The sequence below is a fragment of the Chromobacterium sphagni genome (genome assembly GCF_001855555.1).
Lineage (GTDB): Bacteria > Pseudomonadota > Gammaproteobacteria > Burkholderiales > Chromobacteriaceae > Chromobacterium > Chromobacterium sphagni.
This window is the reverse complement of record NZ_MKCT01000031.1, coordinates 47,282-57,700: the sequence shown is the minus strand read 5'-3', so window position 1 is coordinate 57,700 and position 10,419 is coordinate 47,282. Positions and strand designations below refer to the sequence as shown.

Annotated in this window: 9 protein-coding genes and 1 tRNA gene; 3 read left to right on the top strand and 7 right to left on the bottom strand. The window is 63.3% G+C overall.

Going from position 1 to position 10,419, the window contains the following annotated elements; all coding sequences use genetic code 11:
* Positions 1-1,230, top strand: a 1,230-nt coding sequence (locus BI344_RS13675; RefSeq protein ID WP_071113451.1) for a DNA repair protein RecN, incomplete at its 5' end; no start/stop codon positions are given.
* A 98-nt stretch (positions 1,231-1,328) separates the two neighbouring features.
* Positions 1,329-1,416 (top strand) — tRNA-Ser (locus BI344_RS13670).
* Between the two features lie 189 nt (positions 1,417-1,605).
* Here BI344_RS13670 and BI344_RS13665 read toward each other — a convergent pair.
* A complete protein-coding gene (locus tag BI344_RS13665) occupies positions 1,606-1,917 on the bottom strand; it encodes a P-loop NTPase family protein (protein ID WP_139167027.1) in 312 nt (103 codons plus the stop codon).
* Positions 1,918-2,420: 503 nt separating this feature from the next.
* On the opposite strand from BI344_RS13665, the gene BI344_RS13660 reads away from it, so the two are divergent.
* On the top strand, positions 2,421-3,134 hold the full coding sequence (locus BI344_RS13660) for a substrate-binding periplasmic protein (RefSeq protein WP_071113449.1): 714 nt from the start codon (positions 2,421-2,423) through the stop codon (positions 3,132-3,134).
* A gap of 50 nt (positions 3,135-3,184) precedes the next feature.
* On the opposite strand, the gene accD is transcribed toward BI344_RS13660, so the two are convergent.
* The 6 genes from accD to BI344_RS13630 form a co-directional block, all read right to left on the bottom strand.
* Positions 3,185-4,054, bottom strand: a complete 870-nt coding sequence (accD, locus tag BI344_RS13655) for an acetyl-CoA carboxylase, carboxyltransferase subunit beta (protein WP_071113448.1) — start codon at positions 4,052-4,054, stop codon at positions 3,185-3,187.
* 76 nt (positions 4,055-4,130) lie between these two features.
* The gene (trpA, locus tag BI344_RS13650; protein WP_071113447.1) at positions 4,131-4,919 is read right to left on the bottom strand and encodes a tryptophan synthase subunit alpha; all 789 of its coding nucleotides are present in this window, start codon (positions 4,917-4,919) and stop codon (positions 4,131-4,133) included.
* Positions 4,920-4,928: 9 nt separating this feature from the next.
* Positions 4,929-6,131, bottom strand: coding sequence for a tryptophan synthase subunit beta (gene trpB, locus BI344_RS13645; protein WP_071113446.1), 1,203 nt, complete (start codon positions 6,129-6,131; stop codon positions 4,929-4,931).
* Positions 6,118-6,738, bottom strand: a complete 621-nt coding sequence (locus BI344_RS13640) for a phosphoribosylanthranilate isomerase (RefSeq protein WP_071113445.1) — start codon at positions 6,736-6,738, stop codon at positions 6,118-6,120. The genes trpB and BI344_RS13640 overlap by 14 nt, the downstream gene beginning before the upstream one ends.
* Before the next feature lie 33 nt (positions 6,739-6,771).
* Positions 6,772-7,560 carry a tRNA pseudouridine(38-40) synthase TruA gene (gene truA, locus BI344_RS13635; RefSeq protein ID WP_071113444.1) on the bottom strand — a complete coding sequence of 263 codons (789 nt, stop codon included), beginning with the start codon at positions 7,558-7,560 and terminating at the stop codon, positions 6,772-6,774.
* A gap of 176 nt (positions 7,561-7,736) precedes the next feature.
* Positions 7,737-10,172 carry a FimV/HubP-related protein gene (locus BI344_RS13630; RefSeq protein WP_071113443.1) on the bottom strand — a complete coding sequence of 812 codons (2,436 nt, stop codon included), beginning with the start codon at positions 10,170-10,172 and terminating at the stop codon, positions 7,737-7,739.
* Positions 10,173-10,419 lie beyond the last annotated feature (247 nt).

Genomic DNA, 10,419 nt, shown 5'->3' with positions numbered 1-10,419 from the left:
GACGCCTACGCCGGCTCCACCGCGCTGGCGCGCGACGTGCACAAGGCTTGGCAGGAATGGCAAGCCGCCCGCCAGGCGCGCAACGACGCCGAGCGGCTGTCGCGCGAATCCGAAGTGGAGCGCGAGCGCCTGACCTGGCAGATAGGCGAGCTGTCCGATCTGAACCTGCAGCCTGACGAATGGAACGCGCTGAGCCAGAGCCATACCCGGCTGGCCAACTCCGCCGAACTGGTGCAGAGCGCGCAGCTGGCGGTAGACACGCTGTCCGAACAGGACAACAGCTGCCTGACGCTGCTGGCCCAGGTGCAAAGCCGGCTATCCAAGCTGTCCAGCCTGGACCCGCGGCTGTCCGACACCCTGTCGCTGCTGGATTCGGTGGACGCCGAGCTGCGCGAAGTGGTGTACAGCCTGCGCGACTACGCCAGCGACATCGACCAGGACCCGGGCCAACTGGCGGAAATGGAGCGGCGGCTGGAGCTCCTGATGAGCACCGCGCGCAAGTACCGCATCCAGCCGGCGGATCTGTCCGACAAGCTGGCGGACTGGCAGCAGCAGCTATCGGCACTGGAAGCCAGCGTGGACATCGAGGCCCTTACCGTGGCCGAAGCCGCCAGCCTGGCGCGCTACCGCGCGCTGGCGGAAGCGCTGTCAGGCAAGCGCCGCCAGGCAGCGCGCGAATTGTCCGAGCGCATCGCCAAGGAAATGCAGCGGCTGGCGATGGGCGGCTCCCGCTTCGCCATTGAGCTCTCCGCGCTGGCCGAACCCGGCGCCCACGGCATGGAATCCATCGAATACCTGGTGGCGGCCAACGCCGGCACCAGCCTGCGCCCTCTGGCCAAGGTGGCCTCCGGCGGCGAACTGTCGCGCATCAGCCTGGCGATGCAGGTGGTGATCAGCCAGGTGGCCAGCGTACCCACGCTGATCTTCGACGAAGTGGACGTGGGCATAGGCGGCCGCGTGGCGGAGGTGATCGGCCACATGCTGCGCGACCTGGGCCAGCGCTACCAGGTGCTGTGCATCACCCACCTGCCGCAGGTGGCGTCTTGCGGCAAACAGCACTGGCAGGTCAGCAAGCGCGAGCAGAAAGGCCAGGTGCTCAGCCGCATCGCACCGCTGGATGCCGAGCAGCGCGTGCTGGAGATCGCCCGCATGCTGGGCGGCGCCGAACTGACGCAAACCACCCGCGAGCACGCGGCGGAAATGCTGGCTTCCAACGCCGCAGCCCTCTAGGCAAATGCGGAAAGTCAGGATACAATCCCCAGCTCTTAATGATTCAGGAACAAAGGCAACGCCGTTTCATGCCAAGGCCCTGACATCATTTTGCCACTGGAGGTTTGGGTGAGTGGTTTAAACCAGCAGTCTTGAAAACTGCCGACGGGCAACCGTCCGTGGGTTCGAATCCCACAGCCTCCGCCAGACGCATGCACCAAAGCCCTGATAAATCAGGGTTTTTTTGTTTTCCATCACTCCCGGCATGCCATCCAGCATGCCAGCCAAACTTCACAACGTTACGGCAGGCCATAGCCTTCCACCGCCGAGATGATCAGGATCTGACTGAGCGGCACCTCGCAGAGTCGGCACAGCTCGACCTGCTTCTGGCTAATGTTATTGAAGCCCTGGCGACTTGCTGGCGCTGTTCCATTCCCGGCTGGGCTCCTTGTCGATCGGATTGACCACAAATAGCAGTGGGGTGTTGTGCTCGCATAAGTGTGGCCGGATCAGCTGCTTGTAGCACTTTGCATCGATGCTCAAGGCGCGGTCATCGGCCTTGATCACCCACAGAATCAGATCCAGCCGCGGCAGCATCTCGCAGTAGCGCTCGGCATATTCCGTCTCCTTGTCTTGGCACTCCCCCACGCCGGGCATATCGAGCCAGAAACCACCAACTTCGACCTCTCGGTTAGTCGGGGGGATCACGGCAACTCGTAACCTTGAGGAAGCTTCTGCATGCAATATTTTTCACTTTCGAGCACAATCCACATCGATATAGAACAAAGCTGTGGACAAGTTTGGGATAGTCGGCATTTTATCTTTATATTGAACAACTTGCGCAAATAGCCCAAAAATTGAGCAATAACAGAACTTTCCCACGCCACCCCGGAATAAGCCTGGTGGCAGACTGTGGATAGATCCAGCAAAGCAATGAAGTAAAAGAACAAAACCCAACCGATTATTTTTTAGGCAATTTCACCAACCAAGAAGGCAAGCCGCGACTCCCGGGAAAAACCTGCGATGGCGGACGGCGCGAAACTCACGGCTGCAAGTCTGAAAAATGCGGCAATGTTCGCGCCGCCCTGCCCCCCGCCTGACCATCAAGAACAATGCGCGCAGAAAAGCCTTGTACTTTCCATCTTCCGCTCCTTAATCTGCATAAAGACAGCCCCCTCGCCGCTTGCGGCGCAATACCCGATGGAAACCCAATGCCGCAGCTGCATAGATTCCTGCTACTGCTTGCCCTCTCGCTACCGACCGCGCCAGCCTGCGCGGCGGCGGCATCCGAATCCATCCGCCTGAGCACCCACCTGCAGCCGCCGCTGTCCTTCGTCAGAACCAATGGCATTCCCGACGGGCTGGCCGTGCAGGTCGTCGACTGCGCGCTGAAAAGGATGCAGCGGAGCTACGCGCTGGAATTCCTGCCCTGGCCGCGCGCGCAGTGGCAGGTCCAGCACGGCCAGGCCGATGGCTTCTTTGCCGCCACCCCCTCCACCGAGCGCGACGGCTACGCGGTGCTGTCCGCCTCGTTGCTATCCTATCAGCGCCGCTGGTATCTGCTGAAGGACGCTCCGCTATCGCCGGCCGATCCGGGATTCAAGCAGCAGGCGCGCATCGGCGCCTTCAGCGGCTCGAACATGGACGGCTGGCTCAAAAGCCACGGCTACCGGCTGACCGCCATGCCGACCAGCAGCGAGCAACTGCTGCGAATGCTGCTGAACCATCACGTCGACGCCATTCTGGGCAACGCTTACGCGGTGGATTCGCTGATCGCCAGCATGGGCCTGCAAGCCGAATTGCGCAGCGAGCTGCTGGAAAGCCTGCCGCTGGGGGTATATTTCGGCAAGGCTTTCCTGGCCAGGGAGGGGCCGCAGTTCCTACCGCAATTCAACAGCGCGGTCGAAAGCTGCCGCGCCAAATAAAAATGCCGCCCCAATGGGCGGCATTGCGTCATGGCCTCGGCGAGCGCGACTTATACCGGTGCCGGCTCCCTCATCAGCAAGGTAATCAGGCTCGATATCTTGCGCTTGAGCTCGCGCCTGTCCACCACCATGTCCACCGCGCCCTTGTTCAGCAGGAATTCCGCGCGCTGGAAGCCTTCCGGCAGCGTTTCGCGCACGGTCTGCTCGATCACGCGGGCGCCGGCGAAGCCGATTCGGGCCTTGGGCTCGGCCAGCACCACGTCGCCCAGAAAGGCGAACGAGGCGGAGACGCCGCCCATGGTCGGGTCGGTCAGCAGCGAGATGAAAGGCAGCTTATTCTCGGACAGCAGCTGCAGCGCGGCGCTGGTCTTGGCCATCTGCATCAGCGAGTTCAAACCCTCCTGCATCCGCGCGCCGCCGGAGGCCGCCACGCAGATGAACGGCGCCTTGGCTTCAACCGCCGCCTGCACGCCGCGCACGAAGCGCTCGCCCACCACCGAGCCCATGGAGCCGCCGATGAACTTGAATTCAAACGAAGCCACCACTGCCGGCAGCGAATGGATGCTGCCCCGCATCACCACCAGCGCGTCGTCCTCACCGGTATCGCTCTTGGCGGCGACCAGGCGGTCCGGGTACTTCTTGCTGTCCTTGAACTTCAGGATATCTACCGGACGGACTTCCTCGCCTATCTCGCGCCGGCCTTCGTCGTCCAGCAGCAGGTTCAGGCGTTGACGCGCCGTCAACGGATGATGATGGCTGCACTTGGGGCAGACCTGCAGATTGCTCTCCAGGTCGGTGTAATACAAAACTGCTTCACATTCCGGGCACTTGCTCCAAAGCCCCTCCGGTACCGCCGAAGGCTTGTCAGCGCGGTTTTCGCGCTTGATCTTCGGCGGCAGGAGCTTGTTCAACCAGCTCATGCTGACTCCTTGAATCTTGAGTGTCCGGGACACATCCCGGCCACATTGCAACGGGGGCGCCGCCCCCGTCGATGTTCTAGCGGATGGCGGCCTTCAATTCGGCCACCAGATGAGTTAACTGCTCTCTGGCAGTTTCGGGTGTCGCCGCCTCGATTTCCTGTACCAGCCGGCTGCCCACCACCACCGCGTCGGCGGCGGTCGAGATGGCTTTGGCGGTCGCGGCGTCGCGAATCCCAAAACCCACCCCTATCGGCAACGGCAGTTGTTGTCTGAGGGCAGCAATTTTACGCGCTACGTCATCAATGTCCAGATGTCCGGCGCCGGTCACCCCCTTCAGAGACACATAATAAACGTATCCGCGCGCCAGTTTGGCGATTTCCGCCACACGCGAAGGCGGTGTGGTGGGGGCGATCAGGAATACCGTGTCCAGGCCTGCGGCATCCAGCGCCGCCTGCAATTCCGCGGCCTCTTCCGGCGGACAGTCCACCGTGAGCACGCCATCCACGCCCGCCGCCTTGGCTTTACCGGCAAATTCGGTATAGCCCATCGCGCACAGGGGATTGAGGTAGCCCATCAGCACCACCGGGGTCTCCGCATTGCTGCGGCGGAACTCGGCCACCATCTCCAGCACATGGCGCAGACCCACCTTGTGCTTGAGCGCGCGCTCCGAGGCGCGCTGGATCACCGGGCCGTCGGCCATCGGATCGGAAAACGGCACGCCCAGTTCGATGATGTCGGCGCCGCCGTCGACCAGGCCATGCATCAGCGACACGGTCAGTCCCGGGGTCGGATCGCCGGCGGTGATGAACGGGATCAGGGCCTTGCTGCCGGCCAGATCGGCGAAACACTTGGCAATACGTGACATACAGCCCCCTTACAGCGTGATGCCGGACAAGCCGGCCACGGTATTGATATCCTTGTCGCCGCGGCCGGACAGGTTGACCAGGATCACCTTGTCCTTGCCCATGGTCGGCGCGGTCTTGGCGGCCCAAGCAAGCGCGTGGCTGGATTCCAATGCCGGAATGATGCCTTCCAGGTGGCAACAGTCGTGGAATGCCCTCAATGCCTCGTCGTCGTTGATCGCCACATACTCGGCGCGGCCGATATCCTTCAGATGGCAATGCTCGGGACCTACGCCCGGGTAGTCCAGGCCGGCCGACACCGAGTGGGTTTCGATGATCTGGCCGTCGTCGTCTTGCATCAGATAGCTCTTGGAGCCATGCAACACGCCCACCGGCGCGCCGCCGGAGATGGGAGCGGCATGCTTGCCGCTGGCGATGCCGTGGCCGCCCGCCTCCACCCCCACCATGCGCACGCCGTCGACCCCGATATAGGGGTAGAACATGCCGATGGCGTTGGAGCCGCCGCCGACGCAAGCCACCACCAGGTCCGGCTGGCGACCGATGATTTCCGGCATCTGAATCTTGGACTCCTCGCCTATCACCGACACGAAGTCGCGCACCAGCATCGGATAAGGATGCGGGCCGGCGGCGGTGCCCAGAATGTAGAAGGTGGAATCGACGTTGGTCACCCAGTCGCGCATCGCTTCGTTGAGCGCGTCCTTCAGCGTCTTGGAGCCGGACTCCACCGGCACCACGGTGGCGCCCAAAAGCTTCATCCGGAACACGTTGGGCGACTGGCGCTTGACGTCCTCCGCGCCCATGTACACCACGCACTCCATGCCATAGCGCGCCGCCACGGTGGCGGTGGCCACGCCATGCTGGCCGGCGCCGGTTTCGGCGATCACGCGTTTCTTGCCCATACGCTTGGCCAGCAGGGCCTGGCCGATGGCGTTGTTGATCTTGTGCGCGCCGGTATGGTTGAGGTCTTCGCGCTTCAAGTAGATTTGCGCGCCGCCCAGTTGTTCGGACCAGCGCTTGGCGTGATAGATCGGGCTGGGACGGCCGACGTAATGCTTCAGCTCATGGTGGAACTCTTGCCAGAACGACGGATCGGCCTTGACTCGGGCGTACTCCGCCTTCAATTCGTCCAGCGCCACCATTAAGGTTTCCGCGACATAGACGCCACCATAAGGGCCGAAATGGCCCTGCGCATCCGGAAAATCATACCGATCCATGTCTTGCTCCTGATATGAACGCCGCCATTCTGGCGACATCTTTGATTCCCTTGGACGCCTCCACACCGCTGGAGACATCCACCGCCGCCGGTTGCACCCGGCGTACGGCTTCTGCAATATTGCCGTCGTCCAGGCCGCCGGAAAGCACCAGCGGCAAAGACAGTTTGTCGGGCAGCAAGGCCCAGTCGAAAGTGGTGCCGGTGCCGCCGTGCGCGCCCTCGACGAAAGCGTCGGTCAACAAACCGCGCGCATCTGAGTAGCGCCGCGCCCACTCCTGCAGATCCACTCCAGGCTTGACCCGCACCGCCTTCAGGTAAGGCCGGTGGAAAGAACGGCAGAATTCCGCCTCTTCCTCGCCGTGAAACTGCAATATGTCGATGGCGCAGGCATCCAGCACCTGCTCCACCCATTCCCGCGCGGGGTTGACGAACAAGGCCACCACGCTGACAAAGGGCGGCAGCGCCGCGATCACCGCCCGCGCCTGCTCCAGACTGACATTGCGCGGACTCGGTCCGTAAAACACCAGGCCGATGGCGTCGGCGCCCAGGCTAGCCGCCGACACGCCGTCCTCAGGCCGGGTAATGCCGCATATCTTGATTCTGACCATCGCTCATTACACCCTGATTATGACAATCAAGTATTACCACAAGACCAGCCGCTCTCCCGCCGATTGCGACGGCAGGGAGAACTGTTCTGGATAGCCGACCCCGGTCAAGTACAAGCCGTCAGGCATGAAGGTGGGCGGCGCGCTGGTACGGTCGCAAGCGGACAGCAGCGCCGACATGTCGTCGGGAGCCAGCGCGCCCTTGCCGACGTACACCAAGGCGCCGACGATGTTGCGCACCATATGGTGCAGGAAGGCATCGGCCTTCAGGTCGAAGCGCAGCAGACCGCCGTTGTCGTGGATCGCCAGCAACTGCAAGTCCTTGACCGGCGACTTGGCCTGACACTCCGAAGCGCGGAAGCTGGAGAAATCATGCCGCCCCAGCAGCCTGTCCGCCGCCGCGCGCATCGCGGCCACATCGAGCGCCTGGTGAAACCAGCCTATCTTGCCGGCCAGCAGGCAGGGCCGGACCGGGCTGGTCAGCAAGAAATAGCTGTAACTGCGGGAAAAGGCGGAAAACCTGGCGTGGAAAGACTCATCCACTTCCCGCGCCCACACCACGACGATCTCCGGCGGCAACAGCGCATTGACGCCGCGCACCCAGGCATTGAGCGGGCGTACGGCATCGGTATCGAAATGCACCACTTGCATCGCCGCGTGCACACCGGCGTCGGTTCGGCCAGCCGCCAAGGTGGCAATGCTTCGATTGCCTGCGATCCGGCACAGCGCCTGATTCAGCCTGTCCTGCACCGTATTGCCATGCGGCTGGGTTTGCCAGCCGGCAAACGCCCGACCGTCATACTCAATGCCGAGCGCGATTCTCATGCCCACTCTTTCATTCGTACCCTACATCCAAGACGCCATCCAGCGTCCGGAGCGACAAAACTGCCACTCTACCCTATCCGGCCCGGTTTGCGCCACGTCCAGACCCGCACAAAAGCAAATGGCACCGTCTGCCTGCCCGGTGCCATTTGCTTGCCGGCCTGCGCCGGTTGCCCTGCCTACCGTCCTTGCTGCGCCTCCCGCATCAGGATTTCGGCGGTTTCCTTGTCGCCCATTTCCATATAGAGCTTGGCCAGTTCAAGCTTCTCGCGGTCGACCTCCTCAGCCTGCGGCGCAGACTGCTCGGCCAATGGAGGCGGGGCCTCCAGAACTGTCCGGGTTTCCGGAACGACTGGCGGAGGCGTCCCCAGCTCCACCCGCAGGCTCACTCTAGGGTCCGCCTCCGGATCAGGATCCGGCACCCGAGCCGCGGCAACCGGCTGCATCGAGCCGACTGCGGGCATCACCACCGTCTGCGGCGTAGCGGCCGTCTCGAACAACGGATTGCCCGGCACCGCGGCGCGGCCCAGTTCGCACACTCTCATCCAGAAAGTGCTGTCCTTGCTGAACATGCCATGGGTGACAGAGGCTTCCTTGACGAACTCCTCCTTGTTGGGCTGCGCTGCCAGCACTTCCAGCAGCTTGTAGCGCAAGTCCTGCCGCATAGGCTCCTTGACCATGCCTTCCCGCAGGATCAGCAGAGCCTGATCGTCGCGGCCATAGGCGAGATAGACCTCGGCCTCCGCCATCACGTCCACCGACCCCAGATCGATGCCGTCACCCTTTTTCAGCGAACTCATCAGCGAAGTCAGCGGGCCCAGGGTCAGCATCGAGGCCGCCTTCTGGCGCGCGGCGTCATCGGACATCGGCGCCGCGCCGCCATCCTGCCGGCTGCGCTTTCTGCGCATCAGCAACAAGGCCACCAGCGCGAGCGCGGCGGCGGCTCCGCCCAGGCGCAACTGGATATCCCGGTCGCCCAGCGCCGACAGCGCGTCGTCCATCATGCTGGATTCGGCGGCTTTGGGCACCGGCTTGTTCTGCGCGGCCATCGCCGGGGCCGCCGGACGCGGCGCGGAGGAGACTACCGCCTTGACCTCTATCGGATACGTATCCAGCTCGTCGAGCTTGGCGGCCGGAGCGGCGATGCGATCCTTGGCCGCAGAGGCCGCCATCGCGGGCGCCGCCGGTTTTGGCGGCGTCACAGGAACCGGCTTGCTTGCCCGCGCCGTCGGCGCGGACTGCGGCTCGGGAGTTTTTTTCTTGTGCTGCTGGACATTGCGAATCTGCTCTTCCAGCGCCTTGGCGCGCGCTTCGGTCTGTTTCAGCGCCTTGTCCTGCATCACCAGCATGTCGTGCATGCGGCGCTCGGCGACCAGCGCCGCCGGCGAGGATGCCTGCGGCTTGCTTGCCGCAGGGGTAGGAGCCGGTTTCGCGGCTTCGGCCTTGGCCGACGCCGCAGGCCGCGCATCGGCCAGCAACTTGGCCATGGCACCGGGCTTGGCTGCGAGCTTGGAGGCATCGTCTGCCGCAGCGGCCTTTTCCATGGCATGGTGGCGCGCAGGCTCGCTGCGCAGCTTCCACTGCTCCGGATAATGCAAGGCGGCCCCAGCCAGCAGCCGGTTGGCGTCGCCGTCGATGAAGGCATCCGGATTGTCCTTCAACAATCTGCCCGCAACATTCTCGCCGGACTCGTGGCCGCGCACGCGCGCGGCTATCACCGACAGGCTGTCGCCCTTGCGGACCATATATGTCCGGACCGCCTCCTGCTTCGCCGCCGGCGGCTGTCCCGCGGGATGCGCGGCCGCGTCGGTCTTGGCCTGGGACGGGGGCGCGCTCTCCAGCATCAGCGCATAATCCTTCTGGACCTTGATGCCCGCCGCCCTCACCTCCACCCGGAAAGCCAGGCGCGGAACGGTGATGGGCAGAGTGGAGGCCAGCTGCAACACATGCCTGCCGTCGGCGGCACGGTCAAGCTTATGCATGATGGACGCCACTTGCTGCAATTGCTCCGGCACCGCCCCTCCTTGGGAGGCATCGGCGAAAATGGCCACCTGCACCTGGTCGGTCTTATCGAACACGGCCCCCAATAGATTCAGCTCAGCCTGCAACGGTTCGCCCAGCCGGGAGCTGACCTTGAGTTCGCCCAGGCCCGCGCCATCCAGCCGCGACCCCTGGTCCGATGACGCGACATGGCGCTTGCCGTCGTCGCCGCCGACCGGCGCCGGCTCTTTGCGGCGCGGGCCATCCCGTTTGTAATCGACCTCGAACTCGCGCACCAGCCGCCCGTCCGGCCAGCGCACCTCCACCGCGAAACGCAGCAGCGGCTCGCTGAAACTGGCCGGCCCCTTGACCAGGACTTTCTGGATATGGCCATCGCCGCCGCGCACTAGATTGAATTGCAATACAGCGGCCGAACCGCTGTAAGCGGACAACAAGGGATAATGGTTGCGGTCGGCCAGGTCGGCCTGAGCGAAATCCTCGATGTCTTCATTTACCACCGGAATTTCGGCTGAAAACGCCTCACCGTCGGCGGACAGCACATGGATAGGCCCCAACCCCGCCTGGGCCGCCGAGACTCCGCCCAGCCCCGCGATCAACAGAGCCAAGCTTGCCATGCGAAAGTTTGCAGCCTTCATGTACTTCCCCAACCTATTTGCTTACATGTTTTATCCAGGCCAGACAGATACGCTGCCCTCGCCGAAATCCGCCATGACCCCGCACTGAAATCAACAAACCCCAAGACGACTGACAATCCTGATAAACCCCTGCGATTAAACCTCAAGCCACTATTTGCTGACAAGCCGGCGACCGCACAATTTCAATGGCCGTCTTTTATAAAATAGGCCGGAAATTGTGCATAGC